Genomic DNA, 21,459 nt, shown 5'->3' with positions numbered 1-21,459 from the left:
CAGTATAAAAAGCATAACAAAAACCCCGGCATGATGAGTGCCGGGGTTTTTTTATTGCGCCAGACTTAGAAGCTGTAAGTCAGGCCAACCGTGTAACGACGACCATCGAGAACAGTGTCGTAGGTATCGTAATCGATTTGCTTATCCAGCACGTTATACACGCCAGCGGTCATCAGCAGATCTTTGTTAGCATAGTAGCGCAAACCAACATCGACCTGAGTATAGGACGGGGTGCCCTGCGCCATGGAGGTACGGCTCAGGTATTCAGACGTTTTCCCGCGCAGATTCAGACGGCTCCAGAAACCGAGATCCTGCGTGGCCTGCCAGTCCAGCGTGGTGTTGAACATATGCTTTGGCATTTTGTTCAATGGCTGACCGGAGAACTGACCGCTTTTCTGTTCAGATTCCGTGTAAGTGTAGTTCGCCGTCCAGTTGATGTCGGAAGTCATCTTCCAGCCGAAAGTGGATTCTACGCCGCGCATATTGGCTTTATCGACGTTAACGCGATCGCTGACGAAGTCATAGTGGGTATTGCCGATGGTACAGGCCGGATCGGAGCTGCTGTTACAGCGGCGCACTTCGGTGATTTTGTCTTTGAAGTCAGTATTGAACAGCGTGACGCCCGCGTTGAGATTGTTGCCGTTATCCCACAGTAAACCGATCTCTTCGCTGAGGCTTTTCTCCGGCTTCAGGTCCGGGTTGCCGACAATGATTCCGTTCAGTCTACCGCCGCCGGTGACCTGTCCCCAACTGGCAGACGACTGGCGCAGATCCGGTGCGCGATAGCCCGCTGAAACGCCGCCTTTTAAGGTCCATTGATCGCTCAGATGCCATACGCCATAACCGCGCGGCGTCCAGTTGTCGCCGTAGTTTTCATCTTTATCCATACGCAGACCGCCAGTCAGCGTGAAGGTATCGGTAACGGCCCACTCATCTTCAGCAAACAGCGCCCAGCTCCAGCGGGTCAGTTTGTTCAGTCCATCAGCAGCTTGCAGCTGGTTACCGTTATCACTCAGTTTTTCATAACGGTATTGCCCGCCCAACGTCAGGGTGTGCGCCCCAAGGAATACCTGGTTCTGGTTATTGAAAATCGTGTTGTAGGACTTCATCTGGCGACCTGGGTTTTCGGTCTCTTCCTGCTGGACATAGCTGGTGGAGTTGAAGTCGTCGTAATAACCGCTGTGGGTTAGTGAATACGTTGTGTGCACATACTTGTTTTCGCTTTTACTGTTGGGCTTGCAGCTTCCGTTGCGGCAGCTTTCCTCGGCCATGGATTTGCCTGGCGTACTGTCGCGATCCTGCAGTTCACGTGCGTAATCGAAGTCGATGTCATTTTTATCATCTGGCGTAAAGTTCAGGGTTAAGCCCCCGTTACGCATACGCTGTTCATTGTAGCCATTGAGGATTTTGTCCTCTGCCCGATGAGAGAATAATCCGGTCACTTTTGCGCCGAGTAATCCGTCAATCAGTGGCCCAGACGCATAGGCGTTGGTCTGATAAATATCGCCGGAGTCTCTGTCTTCCTGGAAAGTGGCATCGCCGTGCAGAGAGCCGGTCCAGGCTTTGGTATTCGACACTTTCTTGGTGATGACGTTAATGACGCCGCCCATCGCATCGGAGCCGTACAGAGATGACATTGGGCCACGGATTACCTCGATACGCTCGATGGATTCCAGTGGCGGCAGCCAACCTTGCTCAATACCTGAGTTGTCGCTGTTAGGACGTGTGCCGCGTGTGCTGATGCGTTTACCGTTGACCAGGAAGAGCGTGTATTGCGAAGCCATACCACGAATACTGATATCGCTGCTGCTACCCCCGCCGGTGACGACGACGCCAGGGACATCTTTTAGCGCATCGGTAACATCGCGATAGGCTTTGTCCTCAATCTGCTGCTTGGTAATAACAGATATCGAAGCGGGAGCGTCCTGAATTTTCTGTTCGAAGCCGGTGGCGGTAACTACCACGGTGTCTTGTTCAGCGGCATGCCCGAGTGATGGGAGACTGGCGACGCATACTGCGGCAGCTACAGCCTTAACGTGAGGTATAGTCATTTGTATCATTCCATTTAAATGAATTTACCCGGCATACTTCAAGTTGCAGATGCGTGGCTACGCGCGTTCATACAACTCGAATTATTTAGGGTAACGATCAGCGCGTCATGTGAAAGGCCATGACAATTGTATGTATTTGTCTTTTAAGGACTCTTTTCAGTAAAGAAGCGAATGGATTGTACAAAAGTATGAATGTTTGTAAACACAAATGATAATCGAAATCATTTGTGTTTGATCTTGTTTTGAGGGTAATGCTTTTTAAATCAATAGGATAGTGGAGAAAGAAAAAAGGAGAAAAAGTGAAGGAATGATGGAGAAATGAAGAGGGCTGGCGCCCTCACTCAGGCGTTACTTCAACAAATACTGGGCATGGAAGCGCAGGTGATCCTCAATAAACGACGCAATAAAGTAATAGCTATGGTCGTAACCTGGCTGGATGCGTAGCGTCATTGGCCATGCGGTTTGACGGGCCGTTTCGGCTAGTACCGCGGGTTGCAGCTGATCGGCGAGAAACTGATCGCTGTCTCCCTGATCAATAAGCGTCGGAATCGCGTCTGCGGGCTTGCTGGCCAACATTAACTCGCAGCTGTCCCACGCGGCCCACCGTGATTTATCTTCACCCAGATACGCGCTAAAAGCCTTCTCCCCCCACGGAACGCGGCAAGGATTTACGATCGGCGCAAAGGCGGAAATGCTGGTGTATTTCCCGGGATTTTTCAGCGCCATAATCAATGCGCCGTGACCGCCCATGGAGTGTCCACTGATGGCGCAGCGATCGCTGACGTTAAACTGCGATTGAATCAGTGCCGGCAGCTCATCACGCAGATAGTCATACATGCGAAAATGCGTTGCCCATGGCTGTTGGGTGGCATTGAGGTAAAATCCCGCCCCCTGGCCTAAATCGTAGCCATCATCATTGGCAACCTGCTCGCCGCGCGGACTGGTGTCCGGCATCACCAGTACAATGCCCAGCTCAGCCGCAATGCGTTGTGCGCCGGCTTTAGTCGTGAAGTTTTCATCATTGCATGTCAGACCCGACAGCCAGTACAGCACCGGAGGCGGGGTGTTATCGCGCGGGGGAGGAAGAAAAATACTGAAGGTCATGGTGCAATTTAACGTGGCGGAGTCGTGACGCCAGCGTTGCTGCCAGCCTTCAAAACAGCGGTGCTCTTCAAGCATTTCCATGCGGGGCTCCTTGTTGTGTTGAACCTGAATATGTTTGCGAACTCATCATAATACAGATTATTCATGGCACTGTGAGCAACTTTCACTTCCGCATTGAGCAAACATACTTCATCATCTATATAACTTTACATTAACACTCGACGTCGCCGGGTAGAACGACAAGTGAAATCGCTACGCTGAAAGGCTGTGCCAATTTCAATAATTATCGCGGTGAATACTGGATTATGTGCGCCGCCTCACGCACAATGTTCTGGCTGTGACACAGCCTAAAAACTTTGCCCCATGCAGGGCAGAGGCGCCCCACCTGCAGGAGAAGAAGAAATGTCATCACTCAGTAAAGAAGCGGCCCTGGTTCATGAAGCGCTGGTCGCGCGTGGTCTTGAAACGCCACTACGCCCGCCCGTGCAAGAGATGGATAACGAAACGCGCAAACGTCTTATCTCGGGCCATATGACCGAGATTATGCAGTTGCTCAATCTCGATTTGAGCGATGACAGTTTGATGGAAACTCCGCATCGCATTGCGAAAATGTATGTCGATGAGATTTTCTCCGGCCTCGACTACGCCAACTTCCCGAAAATTACCGTCATTGAAAACAAAATGAAGGTGGACGAGATGGTCACGGTCCGCGATATCACGCTGACCAGCACCTGCGAACACCACTTTGTGACTATCGATGGCAAAGCGACGGTGGCGTATATCCCGAAAGATTCGGTCATTGGTCTGTCCAAGATTAACCGCATTGTGCAGTTTTTCGCACAGCGTCCGCAGGTACAGGAACGTCTCACCCAGCAAATTCTCACCGCGCTGCAAACGCTGCTCGGGACGAATAATGTGGCGGTGTCGATTGATGCGGTACATTACTGTGTGAAAGCGCGTGGCATTCGCGATGCGACCAGTGCGACCACGACCACTTCTCTTGGCGGATTGTTTAAGTCCAGCCAGAACACGCGTCAGGAATTCCTGCGCGCAGTACGTCATCACAACTGATTAGGGCAGGGACCATGGAGCGTAATGTCACGCTGGATTTTATTCGTGGCGTCGCCATTCTTGGTATCCTGCTTCTCAATATTAGCGCCTTTGGCTTGCCAAAGGCGGCATACCTCAATCCCGCGTGGTATGGCAACATCACCTTATCCGACGCCTGGACCTGGGCGCTGCTCGATCTCTTTGCGCAGGTAAAATTCCTCACGCTGTTTGCGCTGCTGTTCGGTGCCGGTCTGCAAATGCTGCTCCCGCGCGGCAAACGCTGGATCCAGTCGCGGCTTACGCTGCTGGTTCTATTGGGTTTTATTCACGGTTTACTCTTCTGGGATGGCGATATCCTGCTGGCATATGGCTTAATCGGCCTGATTTGTTGGCGGTTGATCCGTGATGCGCCGTCGGTAAAAAGCTTATTTAACACCGGCGTACTGCTTTATCTGGTGGGCGTTGGCGTATTGCTGCTGCTGGGGGTAATCTCCGGGAGTGAAACCAGTCGTGCCTGGACGCCGGATGCCTCAGCGTTGCTGTATGAAAAATACTGGAAAATAAACGGTGGAATGGAAGCCGTCAGCAATCGCGTGGATATGATGTCCAATAGCTTGCTGGCGCTGGGCGCACAGTACGGCTGGCAACTGGCGGGGATGATGCTGCTCGGCGCGGCATTGATGCGCAGCGGTTGGTTAAAAGGGCAGTACAGCTTACAGCATTACCGACGCACCGGTGTACTGCTGGTCATTCTCGGGATGGCGATTAACCTGCCTGCTATCGTCGCTCAGTGGCATCTGGGCTGGGCATATCGCTGGTGTGCCTTCTTGCTACAAGCCCCGCGAGAGCTGGGCGCGCCGTTGCAAACCATCGGTTACGCCGCGCTGATGTTCGGCTTCTGGCCGCAGCTTAGCCGCTTAAAATGGGTCATTGCCATCGCCTGTGTGGGGCGCATGGCATTAACTAACTATCTGTTACAAACCTTAATCTGCACCACGCTGTTTTACCAGGTCGGCTTATTTATGAAATTTGACCGACTGGAGCTGCTGTATTTCGTCATTCCGGTTTGGGCCGTTAACCTACTTTTCTCCGTCATATGGCTACGTTTTTACCGCCAGGGCCCGGTGGAATGGCTGTGGCGTCAATTAACCCTGCGTGCTGCGGGGACATCATTACCGCGTACATCCAGATAACGATCTGGATCACATTCATTAACAAAATGGATGTAAGCGCTTTCATTCCTGTGACATCTCTCACGCAGTGCGTTTCATTGTGCTGACAAAATACCCAGCCTGGGGTGTCTGCGGGCAACCGCAATCTAAAACAGGGCAGTGAATATGATCACCATACGTGATGTGGCACGACAGTCTGGCGTTTCTGTAGCGACCGTTTCCCGCGTACTGAACAACAGTGCGCTGGTGAGTCCCGATACGCGTGAAGCGGTAATGAAGGCAGTTACTCTGCTGGGCTATCGACCTAATGCCAACGCGCAAGCGCTGGCGACGCAGGTGAGCGACACGATTGGTGTTGTGGTCATGGATGTATCAGACGCCTTTTTTGGCGCGCTGGTAAAAGCCGTGGATATGGTTGCCCAGCAGCATCAGAAGTATGTCCTGATTGGCAACAGCTATCATGAGGCTGAAAAAGAACGTCATGCCATTGAGGTGTTGATTCGTCAGCGCTGTAACGCACTGATTGTACACTCGAAAGCACTGAGCGATCGGGAACTCGCCGAGTTTATGGATCAAATCCCCGGTATGGTGCTGATCAACCGTCTGGTGCCGGGGTACGCCCACCGCTGCGTCTGCCTGGATAACATCAGCGGTGCCAAAATGGCGACCCGAATGCTGCTGAATAATGGTCATCAACGCATCGGTTATCTGGCGTCAAGCCATCGCATTGAAGATGACACCATGCGCAAAGAAGGGTGGTTAACAGCCCTGAAAGAGCAGGGGATTGTTGCGGCAGAAAGTTGGGTCGGCACCGGTTCGCCCGATATGCAAGGCGGAGAGTCTGCGATGGTAGAACTGCTGGGACGTAACTTACAACTGACGGCGGTTTTCGCCTATAACGACAATATGGCTGCCGGCGCGCTGACCGCGCTAAAAGATAACGGCATCGCTATTCCATTACACCTTTCTATCATTGGCTTTGATGATATTCCTATCGCGCGTTACACCGATCCGCAACTGACCACCGTACGCTATCCCATTGCCTCAATGGCAAAAATGGCGACGGAGCTTGCGCTACAGGGGGCTGCAGGCACGTTAGACCCGGAGGCGACGCATTGCTTTATGCCGACGCTGGTGCGTCGCCATTCTGTGGCGCTTCGGCAGAATGCGGCACCGATCACTAACTCATAACGTTGCGCGATGTAACCGCTTTCAATATGTGAGTAAATTCACAGTATATTAACAATGCGATAGCTATGATGACACTGTTTGTTGCGCTGTAACTACTATGTAACGGTGAATAATCACTTTCACCGAGGTAAAGGTGCCTTAAACAAAAATTAAAGCCTGTTTTTGGAGCGTTGCCAGACACGGAAGAAATATTTTTTAAAAGTGAGCTTCGGCGTTCAGTAACACTTCAGTAACGTTCTGCCTGCCGAGCATTTATCTCAAGTACTACCCTGCATAATAAAACCGGAGATACCATGAATAAGAAGGTGTTGACCCTGTCTGCTGTAATGGCAAGCATGTTATTCGGCGCGGCTGCGCACGCTGCTGATACCCGCATTGGTGTGACTATCTATAAGTATGACGATAACTTTATGTCTGTAGTACGTAAGGCTATTGAAAAAGATGCCAAAGCGGCGCCAGATGTACAACTGCTGATGAATGACTCGCAGAACGACCAGTCCAAACAAAACGACCAGATCGACGTGCTGCTGGCAAAAGGCGTTAAGGCACTGGCGATTAACCTGGTTGACCCGGCAGCGGCAGGCACGGTCATTGAAAAGGCACGCGGGCAGAACGTACCGATCGTGTTCTTTAACAAAGAACCTTCTCGTAAGGCGCTGGACAGCTATGACAAAGCGTTTTACGTCGGTACCGACTCTAAAGAGTCCGGTATTATTCAGGGTGATTTGATCGCCAAACACTGGGCAGCGAACCCGAACTGGGACCTGAACAAAGACGGCAAAATTCAGTTTGTTCTGCTGAAAGGCGAACCGGGACACCCGGACGCTGAAGCACGTACCACTTACGTGATTAAAGAGCTGAACGATAAAGGCATTAAAACTGAGCAACTGCAGTTAGATACTGCAATGTGGGATACCGCTCAGGCAAAAGATAAAATGGATGCGTGGATGTCAGGTCCGAACGCCAACAAAATCGAAGTGGTTATCGCAAACAACGATGCGATGGCAATGGGCGCAGTTGAAGCGCTGAAAGCGCACAACAAAACCAGCGTACCGGTATTTGGTGTGGATGCGCTGCCTGAAGCGCTGGCTCTGGTGAAATCTGGCGCAATGGCTGGTACCGTGCTGAACGACGCCAACAACCAGGCGAAAGCCACCTTCGATCTGGCGAAAAACCTGGCTGACGGCAAAGGTGCGGCAGATGGCACTAACTGGAAAATTGAGAACAAAATTGTTCGCGTTCCGTATGTAGGTGTCGATAAAGATAATCTGGCAGAGTTTACCAATAAGTAAATACTCCGTCTTTGGGCGCAATGTCATTGCGCCCTTAATAACGCACTCTGCAAGGCCAACAAGGTATAATTATGGTCAGCACACATACTCAGTCGTCAGGCGAATACTTGTTGGAAATGACCGGCATCAACAAGTCCTTCCCCGGCGTTAAGGCTCTTGATAATGTCAATTTAAAAGTCCGCCCACATTCCATTCATGCCTTAATGGGGGAGAATGGCGCGGGGAAATCAACATTATTGAAATGTCTTTTCGGTATCTATCAAAAAGATTCCGGTAGTATTTTATTTCAGGGTAAAGAAATCGATTTTCATTCTGCTAAAGAAGCGCTTGAAAATGGTATTTCGATGGTACACCAGGAATTAAACCTGGTATTACAACGTTCTGTGATGGATAACATGTGGCTGGGACGCTATCCCACCAAAGGCATGTTTGTCGATCAGGACAAAATGTACCGCGATACCAAAGCGATATTTGATGAGCTGGATATTGATATCGATCCGCGTGCGCGCGTTGGTACATTATCCGTTTCGCAAATGCAGATGATTGAAATTGCGAAAGCGTTCTCCTATGACGCAAAAATCGTCATCATGGATGAGCCAACGTCATCGTTAACCGAGAAAGAAGTTAATCATCTGTTTACCATTATCCGTAAGCTGAAAGAGCGTGGATGCGGTATTGTTTATATTTCTCACAAGATGGAAGAAATCTTCCAGCTATGCGATGAAATTACCGTGCTGCGCGATGGCCAGTGGATTGCGACCCAGCCGCTGGAAGGGCTGGATATGGATAAGATCATCTCCATGATGGTCGGCCGTTCACTGAACCAACGTTTTCCGGATAAAGAAAACAAACCCGGTGAAGTCATTCTGCAAGTGCGTAACCTGACCTCGCTGCGTCAGCCGTCGATTCGTGATATCTCGTTTGATTTGCACAAAGGGGAAATTCTCGGGATTGCCGGGCTGGTCGGCGCAAAACGTACTGATATCGTTGAAACGCTTTTTGGTATTCGAGAGAAATCATCGGGTACGATTACGCTACACGGCAAAAAGATTAATAACCATAGCGCAAATGAGGCCATTAATCATGGTTTTGCGCTGGTCACGGAAGAGCGCCGCTCAACCGGTATTTACGCGTATCTGGATATTGGTTTTAACTCGTTAATCTCCAATATCCAAAACTATAAAAACAAAGTTGGTCTGCTGGATAATTCCCGCATGAAGAGTGATACCCAGTGGGTAATTGACTCAATGAGGGTGAAAACGCCGGGCCATCGTACACAAATCGGTTCACTGTCCGGAGGTAATCAGCAAAAGGTGGTTATTGGTCGCTGGTTATTAACGCAGCCAGAAATCCTGATGTTAGATGAACCCACGCGTGGTATCGATGTTGGCGCGAAATTTGAAATTTATCAGCTGATTGCCGAACTCGCGAAAAAGGATAAGGGGATTATTATTATTTCCTCTGAAATGCCGGAGCTGCTAGGTATTACCGATCGTATTCTGGTGATGAGCAATGGTCTCGTTGCCGGAATTGTTGACACTAAAACAACAACGCAAAACGAAATCCTCCGTCTTGCGTCTTTGCACCTTTAAGATTAGGGGCTCCTCATGAGTGCGTTAAATAAGAAAAGTTTTCTTACTTATCTGAAAGAAGGCGGAATTTACGTTGTTCTTTTGGTTTTGCTGGCGATTATTATTTTCCAGGATCCCACTTTCTTAAGCTTACTGAACCTGAGTAATATTCTGACGCAATCCTCGGTGCGTATTATTATCGCATTGGGTGTGGCCGGGCTGATTGTTACCCAAGGGACAGATCTGTCGGCGGGACGTCAGGTTGGCCTGGCGGCAGTCGTGGCGGCAACCTTGCTACAGTCGATGGAGAACGCCAACAAGGTGTTCCCGGAAATGGCTACAATGCCAATCATCGTAGTCGTGCTGATTGTTTGCGTGATTGGCGCCATTATCGGTCTGGTGAACGGTATTATCATTGCTTATCTGAATGTGACGCCGTTTATTACCACCCTGGGTACGATGATCATCGTTTACGGGATCAACTCCCTGTACTACGACTTTGTCGGCGCATCGCCAATTTCTGGCTTTGACAGCGGATTCTCCACCTTCGCGCAGGGCTTTATTGCGCTGGGTAGTTTCCGCCTCTCCTACATCACCTTCTATGCGCTGATTGCGGTGGCGTTTGTCTGGGTGCTGTGGAACAAGACCCGCTTCGGTAAAAACATTTTCGCCATCGGCGGAAACCCTGAAGCCGCGAAAGTGTCCGGGGTCAACGTTGCGCTGAACCTGCTGATCATCTATGCGTTGTCTGGCGTGTTTTATGCCTTCGGTGGTTTGCTCGAAGCCGGGCGTATCGGCTCGGCGACTAACAACCTCGGCTTTATGTATGAGCTGGATGCGATTGCGGCGTGCGTGGTTGGCGGCGTGTCGTTCAGCGGCGGGGTAGGGACCGTGTTTGGCGTGGTGACCGGTGTGATTATCTTCACCGTCATCAACTACGGTCTGACCTACATTGGCGTGAACCCTTACTGGCAGTACATTATCAAGGGCGGCATTATCATCTTCGCGGTCGCGCTGGACTCACTGAAGTACGCGCGTAAGAAGTAATCGTATACCGCAAAAAGCCCGGTGCAGCGTAATCTGTACCGGGCTTTTTTGTCAGCGTTACAACGTTAACGCATGCTCTTTCTCACCGGATTTAAATTTCACCTCACCCAGCTCAATACAGGCTACCGGGCAAACGTGACCACACAGCAGGCATCCCACACATTTTTCTGTGTTGCAGTGCGGTGTGCGGGTTTCCTCATTCCATTCCATCGCCTGATGTCCGCCGTCATAACAGGAGATGTAGCAGCGGCCACAGCCAACGCATTTATCAAGATGAATGTTCGGGTAGACGATGTAGCTACGGTCAAGATCCTCCGCGGGGATGATATTGGCATTGGCAAGACCAACCATCTCCTCCAGTGAGTCAAACCCTTGATCGGCGAGGTAATGTGACAGCCCGCTGGTCATGTCCTCCACAATCCGGTAGCCATACTGCATGATCCCGGTGGTCACCTGCAGCGTGGCCGCGCCTAACAGTAAAAACTCGGCGGCATCTTCCCAGGTCTCAATTCCCCCGATGCCGCTGATCGGGAAATCTCGCAGGTCAGGGTGCATGCGCAGTTGTTGGATAAATCGCAAAGCAATAGGTTTAACGGCCTTGCCGGAGTAGCCGGAAATACTGGATTTACCGTTGACGACCGGCATCCCGATTTTTCGGTTCAGGTCGATATTCGTGATGGATTTAACCGTATTGATGGTCGCGATACCGTCGGCACCTCCGTGTTTTGCTGCCAGAGCCACCTCACACATATCACCAATGTTCGGTGTCATTTTCGCCAGCATCGGCAGGGACGAGCCGCGTTTAACGGCCCGACAATACTTTTCAACCAGCTCAGGGCTTTGCCCGACATCGCTACCCATGGCATGTGAGGTCATTTGCGGGCACGAGAAGTTACACTCGATCATGTCTGCACCCGCGTCTTCAACCAGGCGGGCCAGTTCCTGCCATTGCTGCTCATTTTCCCCCATAATCGACGCAATCAGGACTTTGTCCGGGTAGTCCTGTTTTAGTCGACGAATTGCGGCCAGATTCTCCTCCAGCGGATGCTCGGCAATTTGTTCCATGTTTTTGAAGCCAATAAAGCCGGTATCTTCTTTGGTGAGATGGTCAAAGCGTGGGGAGACTTCATTAGCAATAAAGAACCCGATCGTTTTAAAAACAATGCCACCCCAGCCGCTATCATAGGCTTTGGCGCACATTTCATAGCAGTTGCCCACCGGAGAGGAAGAGAGGCAGAACGGGTTGGGGAATTTGACGCCGCAAAAAGTAATAGAAAGATCTTTCGTTAACATGAGCAAGCTCCCTCTAAATAGTGATGAATGGCCTGAGCGGCTTCTTTTCCTGTTTTCACGGCGTAAACAACGGTTTTATCGCCTTTAACAATATCGCCCGCAGCAAACAGAGCCGGATCGGCGGTTTGATAATTGTGCGTATCGATAAGATTGCGCTGTGGTTTTAACGCGGCGAAATTATCAAGCTGAGCATGTTGGCCGACGGCGAGAATAATCTGTTCGGCTTCAAGCGTGAGTTCTCCTGGCAGGCGTACGTGCTTAAAGGTGACTCGATTTCCGCTAACCGCCACGGGCGTGAAGCCGTCAATTATCGACACCCCTAAAGCCTGTGTGCTGCTGAATTCTTTGTCGCTGGCCGGGAAGTCAGCGAGTTCTTCACGCGCGACACAGGTGACTGACGGGCAGCCCAGCAGCTTCAACGTACTGGCGACATCCATCGCCACGTCGCCACCGCCGATGATTAATGCACTTTGTGCGACGGTAATATCGCCGTTGGATTGGCGGGCTCGTTGCAGAAAATCGACGGCGATTTCTACGTGATTCGCCCTCTCAAACAGAGGTAATGTTGAACCGTAAGACATCCCAACGGTAACCAGTACGGCGCGGTATTCTGCTTTGAGTTGCTCAATGGAAAGGGCATTGCCGACTTCACAATTGCACTTGATGGTCACGCCCATTTCAACGATACGGGCAATTTCAAGATCCAAAACTGCTTGCGGCAGACGAAACTCTGGAATGCCATAACGCAACCAGCCACCTGGCTGGGCCTGTTTTTCGAAGATTGTCACATCATAACCAAGATTACTTAGCGTTACGCTGGCCTGTAACCCTGCCGGACCCGCCCCGATGATAGCTACTTTGCCGAGCGTTTTTGTTGCCGGCTGATAGATTTTCATTGCGGTCTGCTGTTCAAAATCGGTAATAAAGCGTTGCAGACGTGCAATATCGATAGGTTTATCAATTCCTGAGCGCGTACATCCGCGCTGGCATAATTTTTCGGTTGGGCAAACCCGGGCGCACACCGCACCGAGCGCATTATTTTCGCGGATAGTTTCGGCAGCGCCTTTAAAATTACGAAAATAAATAGAGCGAATAAATTTCCCTGGGTCTGTTTGCGCCGGGCAATCATGACTACAGGGGGCGTCGTGACATAATAAACAGCGGGAAGCCTCTTTTATTGCTAATAATGGGGTAAAAGCAGGCGTGAGCTCATCCAGATAATTTTGTTGTGGCATATTTTCTTCCTTAATGCTTGAGTAAATTAAGGCAAACCGTTAATAACAAAATATAAAAAGTGAAGGCTATTCTTAAGGCTAAGCACTGCAGGAAGAGTATTCTGTGAAAGGATTCACAAATAGAAGATAGTCTGAGGGAAATGCTGGCAGGCAGCATTAATCCCTTACATTGAAATGGTAACTATTATCAAAATATTAGCTATTCTCAAATGCTAATATAAAGGAAAATTCTTTAGCGATAAAAGACTAAGTAAATAACCATCCCGAAGGATAAACATCCGCACCCGGCATAAACCAGCACATAAGACCAAAATTGCAGGGGCTCTTGATTGCGATAAGCGTAAACCGGTTCGCGCGCATTCTTTTTAATTTTATCTACTGCCCCAGAGCGCCAGCCTTTCCATGCTTCGCGAAAACAAAATACGGGAATGAGCAGAAAGGCCAACACGACGAAAAGGGTTTGTACATCCATGCTTATTTTCCTTGTTTCTTTTGTAATTCGAGTAGTTGTTCAGGCGTGACCGCCGGATATCCCTGTGCATCGTCCGGTACCTGATGCATGGTAGGGATGGGCACCAGCGGGCCTAAAAAGCGGGGTTCACGTTTGAAAATATAGAGATCGGCCAGTGCGCTAAAGCGGGCGCCAAATTCACGTACCCGCACGGTGAGCATATCTTTTGGTGAGGGCACCGCATAGCACTGGGCCTGGATGCCCATATGCAGCGCAATAAACAAGGCGCGCTCACAGTGGAATCGCTGAGTAATAATGATGAAATCGTTGGTATCGAACACCTTGCGGGTTCGTACAATCGAATCGAGCGTCCGGAACCCAGCGTAATCAAGCACGATATCAGCGGGATCGACACCTGCGGCAATCAGATCTTTACGCATCGTCATGGGTTCGTTGTAGCTTTGTTGTGCGTTGTCGCCGCTCAGCAGCAGATAGTTTACCTTTCCACTGTTATAGGCGTTCAATGCGCCCTGAATGCGGTAGCGGTAATACTGGTTGATGACGCCGGTGCGATAGTATTTCGCCGTGCCCAGGACCACACCGACCTGGCGGTAGGGTAAATCCTGCAATTCGTCGTAGATGTAAGGAGCGGTCTTCCAGCTCATCCACCTGTCGAGCCCAAGCACAGTCAAAAGCAGCAAGCCTACCAGGACTAACAGGCTGTAAAACACGCGCTTTAACATGCAGAAAACTCGTTATTTGGATGGAATTTCAATCAGGCTACTGTACCGGAAGACGTAGCGCAAGAAACAGCAATCTGATTGAGGGGATTTTCAGCAAAACGGCCCTGTTGGATGGTAGCAACAGCAAATCTGGCCGACAACCTGGAGCGATTGCAGGCCAGATAAGCGTAGCGCCAGGCAATTAACCGAGCAGCACGCGCTCAATATTATTGCAGCCCAGCGCTTTCAGGGTAGCGGAGGTCGCATCCCACTGAATCAACGGCGCATCGGCTTTTTCAGCCAGCACAGCACGCTGGATATCCGGGTAGTCATAACCGTTAAGGTTCAACAGGTTTAACGCGCCTTGCAGCGGCGGCAGGGTCGGGTTGAAGGCGGCATTTTCCGCATAGCTACCGCTAAAAATTCGACCATCTTTACATTCCAGCGCCACGCCGCTTGGGGAGTTGCTGTACGGCATATGACATCTGTTGGCGGCGGTGATAGCCGCTTGGGTCAACGCATCGCCCTGCAGCGCGAAGCCGTGATCCTGATCGTCCATCAGCAGCGTTTTAATCTCCAGATCTTTCGGTCCGAAGGCGTCTGGCAGGTAATCGCGCAGCACGTGTGGCGCACGTCCCGGCAGATGAATACGTAAATCCAGTCCGCTGTTCAGTTCGTTCATAAACTGGCGACAGTGGCCGCACGGCGTGTAGTTGACGGTGATGGCGGCGAGCCCTTTTTCACCGCGCAGCCAGGCATGGCTGATGGCGCTTTGCTCGGCATGAACGGTTTGCTGCATGGTCGCCCCCAGGAACTCCATGTTCCCACCGAAGTACCAGGTGCCGCTGATGCCGCGAGAAATTGCCCCAACGTTGAAGTTGGACAGCGGAGTACGCGCGCAGGCCGCAGCCAGCGGCAATAGAGCGAATGCCAGCGCGTCTTCGTCCAGTCCCGATTCGCGTTGCAGCAAAGAGACCTGCTCAGCAGTCAGCATGGCGGGGAAATGCGCATCCGCCAGAACAGGCGCCAGGGCTGATTGCAAGTTATCCGCGAGTTGGGCAAAAGCAGTTTGAAAACGTGGATGCATGGCGATGCCTCATAACAATGTAATGGAATCGTAGTTTACGGGCCTGTTACGGCTTTATATGTGATCCAAATCTCATTGTGTATGCAATTTATGAAACTTAAATTAAAAATGTGCAACGCATCGCAAATAATTAGCCAAAAATTGAAGGTTAACCGACCAGGGCCAGAATAATCGGGAACAGGAATGGGGCGACCAACGAGGTGATAATGCCGCAAATAACCAGCGCCAGAGAGCTAAACGCACCTTCCTGATAGTCCAGCTCTGCACAGCGTGCGGTACCCAGGGCGTGCGAAGCGGTACCCATGGCCAGTCCACGTGCGGCTTTGGTGCGAATACGCATCGCATTGAGCAAAGTATGACCAAACACAGCCCCGAGGATACCAACAAAAATGACGCACACGGCGCTGATGGCCGGAATACCACCAATACTGCCTCCCACTGCCATAGCGATAGGCGTGGTTACCGATTTCGGCATGATTGACGCAGCAATTTGCGGCGATGCGCCCATCAACAAGGCGATTGTTGTACCTGTGACCATCGCCACAACGCTCCCCGCAAAGCAGATGGCAATAATTGATTTCCAGCGAGCGCGAATCTGGTGCAGCTGTTCGTATAACGGATAGGCCAGCGCGACCACGGCAGGTTGCAGCAAATCGTTCAGGACCTCACTGCCTTTGAAATAGTGATCGTAGGGAATTCCGGTCAGCATCAGAATGGGAATGATCACCACCATGGCGACCAGTAGCGGGTTCAATAGCGGCATTTTAAATCGTGCAGCCAGCTTACGTGCGCCAAAAAATACCGCCAGCGTAAGGGGTAACGACCACCAGATATACGACATCATTCTTTAGACCCTTTTTGCCCAACGATTTTGCGCTCACCGTGCACAATGTGAGAACTCCAGCTCACCACCAGGAAAACGACCAGCGTACTGATGGTACAGGACACCACCACCGGACCAAATTGCGCACGGAGCAGATCAAAGTACTGCATGATCCCCACGCCAATCGGGACAAACAACAGGGCCATATAGCGAATCAGCACATAGCAGCCGGGGTTAACCCATTTTGCCGGTAGCACCTGCAAAGCCAGTAAGACAAACAGAATCAGCATGCCGATAATGCTGCCCGGAATGGTGATGGGGAGTAGCGATGCAAGAAAAATACCTGCATAGAGGCAGGCATAAATCAGGACGAATGCGCGCAAATATTGCCAGATAATGTTCAGTGCTTTGCTCATAGTTGAAACCCTTGACGAGACTGATTCATCATACAATTAAACTTCAAAACGTGCTACCGATCACATCATGAATTCTAAGCATAGAAGAAATAGATATCTGGAACATCGGGCGATGGCCCTAACTGTTCACGCTAAACCTGTTCCAGGTAATACAGAAAACGATTCAGGGCGGTCGTGGGTGTTTCATTGTTGCGCCAGAACACGCCTACGCTGCCTTTTTGTTCAATCTTCGGCAGATTCAGGATAGCCAGCTGTCCCTGGGCGGCATAACGCTGCGCCAGGCGTAGAGAAAGAATAGAGATCATGTCGCTACTTTGCAGCAGGTTGGTGCTGACGTTTATCGATGCCGACTCAATGATGTTTTCCGGTAGCATGACGCCGTTATCTACCAGCGCGTTGTCAATGCTTATCCGGATGGGCGTTCCCGTCGGCCAGACAATCCAGCGCCAGTTAGCCAGATCATGCCAGGTGAGCAGGGGATATTTTGCCAGCGGATGGTCGGGGCGCGCGACGAAACAGACCGGCTCGGTATACAGCACCTGGTAATTGAGCGGCAACTGAAGCGCCCGGCCACCGACGCGTCCGACCACCACATCCACCGAACCCGCGAGCAGATCGTGCAGCAGCGGGGTCATCACCTTCTCTTCAATATTAAGATGCAAGGTCGGCAGCTCTGTGAGCAAACCCAGTATCGCCTGTGAAACGCAGTCCGTCGCCACCGGCGAGCAGCCAATCTTCAGACTCCCTACCAGGCCTCCCTGCTTAAAACGGGCGATTTCATACTGTGAACGTTCCATATCATTGATCAGGCGTTGGGCATGCTGCAGTAGCAGCTTGCCGCCTTCTGAAGGGCGTAAGCCTTTGCTATGACGTTCAAAGAGTGTGATACCCATCTCATCTTCGAGCTGTGATAACCATTTTGACAACGCTGGCTGGGTGATATTCATCATTCGGGCGACGTGAGTCAAATTCCCCTGTTCGCCCAGCGCAATAAGCGTTTGCAGGTGGTGTAACTTAAGTTTCTGCGCCCAGTTAGACATTTGCTATAACCTCCAGGTTATGCCTCTGCATGAAAAGCCATTGTACATTTCATCTCCAAACATACAAAGTCGCAACATACCTAAAACAAAACAGACATCTACTCTACCTGCACTGAGGCATTCACTATGACTCAACAACGTGATCTACAAGCACTGATCGATTCCGCCCCCGTCGGTAAGACCCAGTGGCGCGTTATCATTTGCTGTTTTTTGGTCGTCATGCTCGACGGTTTTGATACCGCAGCTATTGGTTTTATCGCGCCTGATATTCGCACCCACTGGCAACTGACGGCCGGAGATCTGGCGCCGTTGTTTGGCGCAGGCCTGCTGGGTCTGACCGCTGGCGCACTGCTCTGCGGTCCGCTATCGGATCGTTTTGGCCGCAAACGGGTGATTGAACTCTGCGTGGCGCTGTTCGGCGCACTGAGCCTGATTTCGGCTTTTTCCCCCGATCTGCAAACGCTGGTTTTTTTGCGCTTCCTTACCGGGTTAGGCCTGGGCGGCGCGATGCCAAATACTATCACTATGACCTCAGAATACCTGCCAGCGCGTCGGCGTGGTGCACTGGTCACCATGATGTTCTGCGGTTTTACCCTGGGCTCGGCGATGGGCGGGATTGTCAGCGCACAGCTGGTGCCGGTTATTGGCTGGCACGGCATCCTGGTGCTGGGAGGCGTGCTACCGCTGATGCTATTTGTGGCTCTGCTGTTTGCGCTGCCGGAATCCCCGCGCTGGCAGATTCGTCGTCAGTTGCCGCAAAACGTGATTGCCAGAACCGTCAGCGCCATCACCCGGGAACGTTATGACAATACCCAATTTTATCTCAACGAGGGCGCCGCGATTGCCAAAGGCAGCATTCGCCAGCTGTTCGTCGGGCAACAGTTGCCCATTACCCTGATGTTATGGGTGGTGTTCTTTATGAGCCTGCTGATTATTTATCTGCTCTCCAGCTGGATGCCAACGCTGCTTAACCATCGCGGAATTGACCTGCAGCATGCCTCATGGGTGACCGCCGCCTTTCAGATTGGCGGTACGCTCGGTGCGCTGGTGCTGGGAGTGCTGATGGATAAATACAATCCTTTCCGCGTGCTGGCAGTGAGCTATGCGCTGGGCGCGGTGTGTATTGTCATGATTGGTCTGAGCGAGAACGGCCTGTGGCTGATGGCGCTGGCCATTTTTGGCACCGGCATCGGCATCAGCGGTTCGCAGGTGGGCCTGAATGCCTTAACCGCCACGCTTTATCCGACGCAGAGCCGGGCCACGGGCGTCAGCTGGTCTAATGCGATTGGCCGCTGCGGCGCGATTGTCGGCTCGCTCTCCGGCGGCGTGATGATGGCGATGAATTTCTCATTCGATAACCTGTTTTTCATTATTGCCGTTCCGGCGGCCATCAGCGCGGTGATGCTTATGCTGCTGACGGTTGTTATCCGCCAGTCGGCCTCTGTCCCTGACGCGTTGTCACGCGTAGGCATCGTGAACAAATAAGGAGAATCTCTATGTCAGAACTTAATCAGGATGTTAAGAACAGCCGTCAGCAGTTTTACCAGCATATTTCCGGGCAGAATCTGACCCCTCTGTGGGAGTCGCTGCACCGCCTGGTACCGCCAACGCCGAACGCACATTGTGCTCCTGCGTACTGGAACTACCAGGAGATCCGCCCGCTGCTGCTGGAAAGCGGCGATCTGATTGGCGCGAAAGAGGCAATTCGTCGCGTACTGGTGCTGGAAAACCCCATGCTGCGCGGACAGTCTTCAATCACCCCAACGCTGTACGCCGGATTGCAGTTAATCATGCCGGGCGAGGTTGCCCCGAGTCACCGGCATAATCAGTCTGCGCTGCGCTTTATTGTCGAAGGGAAAGGGGCATTTACTGCGGTGGATGGCGAGCGCACCCAAATGCATGAAGGCGATTTTATTCTGACGCCACAGTGGCGCTGGCACGACCACGGCAACCCAGGCAGTGAACCGGTGGTGTGGCTGGACGGTCTGGATCTGCCACTGGTGAATCTGCTGGGTTGCGGCTTTGCGGAAGATTACCCGGAGGATCAGCAACCAGTCACGCGCAAGGAAGGGGATTACTTACCACGCTACGCGGCCAATATGCTGCCGCTGCGTCATCAGAAGGGTAACTCATCGCCAATTTTCAACTATCGCTACGATCGCAGCCGTGAAGCGCTGCATGACCTGACCCGCATGGGCGACGCCGATGAGTGGGAGGGTTACAAGATGCGTTACGTCAACCCGGTAACCGGTGGTTATCCCATGCCTTCAATGGGGACCTTTTTACAACTGTTGCCGAAGGGCTTTTTCTCGCGGATGGCGCGTACCACCGACAGCACTATCTATCACGTGGTGGAAGGAAGCGGGCAGGTCACCATCGGCACCGAGATCTTCAATTTTTCGCCAAAAGATATCTTCGTGGTGCCAACCTGGCACGGCGTGTCATTCCAGGCCCACGAAGATGCCGTCTTATTTAGTTTTTCGGACAGACCGGTTCAGGAAGCGCTGGGGTTGTTCCGTGAAGCACGTTATTAATTTGGGAGAGAGAAAATGACGCAATACGTATTCGAACCACAAGCGCCTGTTACCGTTCCGGTCGTTGGCAGTAATGAACAGTTTCCCGTGCGTCGCGTTTACTGCGTGGGCCGCAACTATGCCGCTCATGCGCGTGAAATGGGTTTTGATCCGGATCGCGAACCGCCGTTCTTCTTCTGTAAACCTGCCGATGCGGTGGTTCCGGTGGCGGCCGGTCAAACCCTCGAGCTGCCATACCCGTCGCAGACCGATAACTATCACTATGAGATAGAGCTGGTGGTGGCGATCGGTAAAAAGGGCAGCGATATACCCCTGGAAAAAGCGCACGAATATATCTGGGGCTATGCCACTGGTCTGGATATGACCCGCCGCGACAGGCAGATGGAGATGCGCCAGATGGGGCGTCCGTGGGAAATCGGCAAAGCATTTGATCTCTCTGCCCCCATCGCGCCACTGCATAAAGCCAGCGAAAGTGCGGATGTTAACAACGCGCCTATCTGGTTGCAGGTCAACGGCGACGATCATCAGCGTAGCGATATTCGCCACCTCATCTGGTCCGTTAATGAAACCATTAGCTATCTGTCCGGCTTTTTCGAACTACAGCCGGGTGATTTGATCTACACAGGCACGCCAGAGGGCGTGGGCGCAGTGGTGAAAGGAGATGTGATCACCGGCAATGTAGACGGTTTAACCCCCATCGCTGTGAAGATTGTCTGAGGTGGATGATGAAGCTGTACAGTTTCTTTAACAGCTCCGCGTCATATCGCGTACGCATTGCGCTGGCGCTGAAGGGGCTTGATTACCAGACGGTGGGTGTCAACATTCGCATCGGTCAGCAGAACGAGCTGCCCTACCGGCGGATGAACCCGGTAGGGCTTGTACCGACGCTGGTCACTGATGAGGGAGAATCACTCGGGCAGTCGCTGGCAATAACCGACTGGCTGGATGGTCACTTTCCGCAGTCGCCGCTGCTGCCAGACGACTTCCCGACGCGCAGCCGGGTGCTGGAAATTGTTTATGCCATCGCTTGTGATATCCATCCCGTGAATAACATGCGGGTACTGCGCTACCTGAGCGAAGAGCTAAAGGTCAGTGAAGAGGATAAAAAACGCTGGTATGCGCACTGGATCCAGCAAGGGTTAAGCGCGGTTGAACAGATGCTGCGCCAGAGTCACTCGGGGACGTTCTGCGTGGGGAATGCGCCGACGCTGGCGGATTGCTGTCTGATCCCGCAGTGGGCGAACGCGTTACGTATGGGCTGCGATCTGAGCGGGTATCCGCGCTGTAAGGCGGTATATGATGCCTGTATCCAGCTTCCGGCGTTTATCGCCGCCGCGCCCGAGAATCAACAAGACAAAATTCCAGCCTGATAAGGAGAAC

At 51.8% G+C, this 21,459-nt stretch carries 20 protein-coding genes; 10 read left to right on the top strand and 10 right to left on the bottom strand.

Annotation, left to right across the window (positions count from 1 at the left end; translation table 11 throughout):
• Positions 1 to 65 precede the first annotated feature (65 nt).
• On the bottom strand, positions 66 to 2,051 hold the full coding sequence (locus B9P82_RS05375) for a ligand-gated channel protein (protein ID WP_101700073.1): 1,986 nt from the start codon (positions 2,049 to 2,051) through the stop codon (positions 66 to 68).
• 348 nt (positions 2,052 to 2,399) lie between these two features.
• Positions 2,400 to 3,236 carry an S-formylglutathione hydrolase gene (gene fghA, locus B9P82_RS05370; protein WP_101700072.1) on the bottom strand — a complete coding sequence of 279 codons (837 nt, stop codon included), beginning with the start codon at positions 3,234 to 3,236 and terminating at the stop codon, positions 2,400 to 2,402.
• Positions 3,237 to 3,557: 321 nt separating this feature from the next.
• Here fghA and folE point away from each other — a divergent pair, with 321 nt between their 5' ends.
• From folE to mglC, 6 genes are all read left to right on the top strand, one after another.
• Positions 3,558 to 4,226 carry a GTP cyclohydrolase I FolE gene (folE, locus tag B9P82_RS05360; RefSeq protein ID WP_003027410.1) on the top strand — a complete coding sequence of 223 codons (669 nt, stop codon included), beginning with the start codon at positions 3,558 to 3,560 and terminating at the stop codon, positions 4,224 to 4,226.
• Positions 4,227 to 4,240: 14 nt separating this feature from the next.
• Positions 4,241 to 5,398, top strand: a complete 1,158-nt coding sequence (gene yeiB / locus B9P82_RS05355; protein ID WP_053388824.1) for a DUF418 domain-containing protein YeiB — start codon at positions 4,241 to 4,243, stop codon at positions 5,396 to 5,398.
• A gap of 144 nt (positions 5,399 to 5,542) precedes the next feature.
• Positions 5,543 to 6,568 carry an HTH-type transcriptional regulator GalS gene (gene galS / locus B9P82_RS05350; RefSeq protein WP_016153720.1) on the top strand — a complete coding sequence of 342 codons (1,026 nt, stop codon included), beginning with the start codon at positions 5,543 to 5,545 and terminating at the stop codon, positions 6,566 to 6,568.
• Between the two features lie 293 nt (positions 6,569 to 6,861).
• Positions 6,862 to 7,860, top strand: a complete 999-nt coding sequence (mglB, locus tag B9P82_RS05345; RefSeq protein ID WP_016153719.1) for a galactose/glucose ABC transporter substrate-binding protein MglB — start codon at positions 6,862 to 6,864, stop codon at positions 7,858 to 7,860.
• 71 nt (positions 7,861 to 7,931) lie between these two features.
• Positions 7,932 to 9,452, top strand: coding sequence for a galactose/methyl galactoside ABC transporter ATP-binding protein MglA (mglA, locus tag B9P82_RS05340; RefSeq protein WP_016153718.1), 1,521 nt, complete (start codon positions 7,932 to 7,934; stop codon positions 9,450 to 9,452).
• A 15-nt stretch (positions 9,453 to 9,467) separates the two neighbouring features.
• A complete protein-coding gene (gene mglC / locus B9P82_RS05335) occupies positions 9,468 to 10,478 on the top strand; it encodes a galactose/methyl galactoside ABC transporter permease MglC (RefSeq protein WP_003027393.1) in 1,011 nt (336 codons plus the stop codon).
• Positions 10,479 to 10,535: 57 nt separating this feature from the next.
• Here the strand turns inward: mglC and preA are convergent, their stop codons facing one another.
• From preA to B9P82_RS05295, 8 genes are all read right to left on the bottom strand, one after another.
• Positions 10,536 to 11,771, bottom strand: a complete 1,236-nt coding sequence (preA, locus tag B9P82_RS05330; protein WP_075849048.1) for an NAD-dependent dihydropyrimidine dehydrogenase subunit PreA — start codon at positions 11,769 to 11,771, stop codon at positions 10,536 to 10,538.
• Positions 11,765 to 13,006 (bottom strand): NAD(P)-dependent oxidoreductase, encoded by a 1,242-nt coding sequence (locus B9P82_RS05325; RefSeq protein ID WP_101700071.1) that lies wholly within the window; start codon positions 13,004 to 13,006, stop codon positions 11,765 to 11,767. Before B9P82_RS05325 ends, preA begins: the two co-directional genes overlap by 7 nt.
• A gap of 232 nt (positions 13,007 to 13,238) precedes the next feature.
• Positions 13,239 to 13,478 (bottom strand): DUF2542 family protein, encoded by a 240-nt coding sequence (locus B9P82_RS05320; protein ID WP_016153715.1) that lies wholly within the window; start codon positions 13,476 to 13,478, stop codon positions 13,239 to 13,241.
• Between the two features lie 2 nt (positions 13,479 to 13,480).
• Complete coding sequence (gene sanA, locus B9P82_RS05315) at positions 13,481 to 14,200, bottom strand: outer membrane permeability protein SanA (RefSeq protein ID WP_101700070.1); 720 nt, start codon at positions 14,198 to 14,200, stop codon at positions 13,481 to 13,483.
• Between the two features lie 181 nt (positions 14,201 to 14,381).
• Entirely contained in the window at positions 14,382 to 15,266 is an 885-nt protein-coding gene (cdd, locus tag B9P82_RS05310) for a cytidine deaminase (protein ID WP_047359170.1), read from the bottom strand.
• A gap of 148 nt (positions 15,267 to 15,414) precedes the next feature.
• Positions 15,415 to 16,110 carry a CidB/LrgB family autolysis modulator gene (locus tag B9P82_RS05305; protein ID WP_016153712.1) on the bottom strand — a complete coding sequence of 232 codons (696 nt, stop codon included), beginning with the start codon at positions 16,108 to 16,110 and terminating at the stop codon, positions 15,415 to 15,417.
• The gene (locus tag B9P82_RS05300; protein WP_016153711.1) at positions 16,107 to 16,505 is read right to left on the bottom strand and encodes a CidA/LrgA family protein; all 399 of its coding nucleotides are present in this window, start codon (positions 16,503 to 16,505) and stop codon (positions 16,107 to 16,109) included. Before B9P82_RS05300 ends, B9P82_RS05305 begins: the two co-directional genes overlap by 4 nt.
• 131 nt (positions 16,506 to 16,636) lie before the next feature.
• Complete coding sequence (locus B9P82_RS05295; protein WP_101700069.1) at positions 16,637 to 17,545, bottom strand: LysR substrate-binding domain-containing protein; 909 nt, start codon at positions 17,543 to 17,545, stop codon at positions 16,637 to 16,639.
• Between the two features lie 126 nt (positions 17,546 to 17,671).
• Between B9P82_RS05295 and B9P82_RS05290 the strand changes: the two genes are divergently transcribed.
• From B9P82_RS05290 to maiA, 4 genes are read left to right on the top strand one after another with little or no spacing between them, the layout of a single operon-like run.
• Positions 17,672 to 19,030 carry a 3-hydroxybenzoate transporter MhbT gene (locus B9P82_RS05290; RefSeq protein WP_101700068.1) on the top strand — a complete coding sequence of 453 codons (1,359 nt, stop codon included), beginning with the start codon at positions 17,672 to 17,674 and terminating at the stop codon, positions 19,028 to 19,030.
• Between the two features lie 11 nt (positions 19,031 to 19,041).
• Positions 19,042 to 20,079, top strand: a complete 1,038-nt coding sequence (gene gtdA, locus B9P82_RS05285; RefSeq protein ID WP_101700067.1) for a gentisate 1,2-dioxygenase — start codon at positions 19,042 to 19,044, stop codon at positions 20,077 to 20,079.
• 15 nt (positions 20,080 to 20,094) lie between these two features.
• Positions 20,095 to 20,796, top strand: a complete 702-nt coding sequence (locus B9P82_RS05280) for a fumarylacetoacetate hydrolase family protein (RefSeq protein ID WP_016153707.1) — start codon at positions 20,095 to 20,097, stop codon at positions 20,794 to 20,796.
• Between the two features lie 8 nt (positions 20,797 to 20,804).
• Entirely contained in the window at positions 20,805 to 21,449 is a 645-nt protein-coding gene (gene maiA / locus B9P82_RS05275; protein ID WP_101700066.1) for a maleylacetoacetate isomerase, read from the top strand.
• Positions 21,450 to 21,459: the final 10 nt, after the last annotated feature.

The organism is Citrobacter sp. L55, assembly GCF_002850715.1.
In the GTDB taxonomy this organism is placed as follows: Bacteria; Pseudomonadota; Gammaproteobacteria; order Enterobacterales; family Enterobacteriaceae; genus Citrobacter; species Citrobacter braakii.
This window is presented reverse-complemented; position numbering and strand designations above follow the sequence as displayed.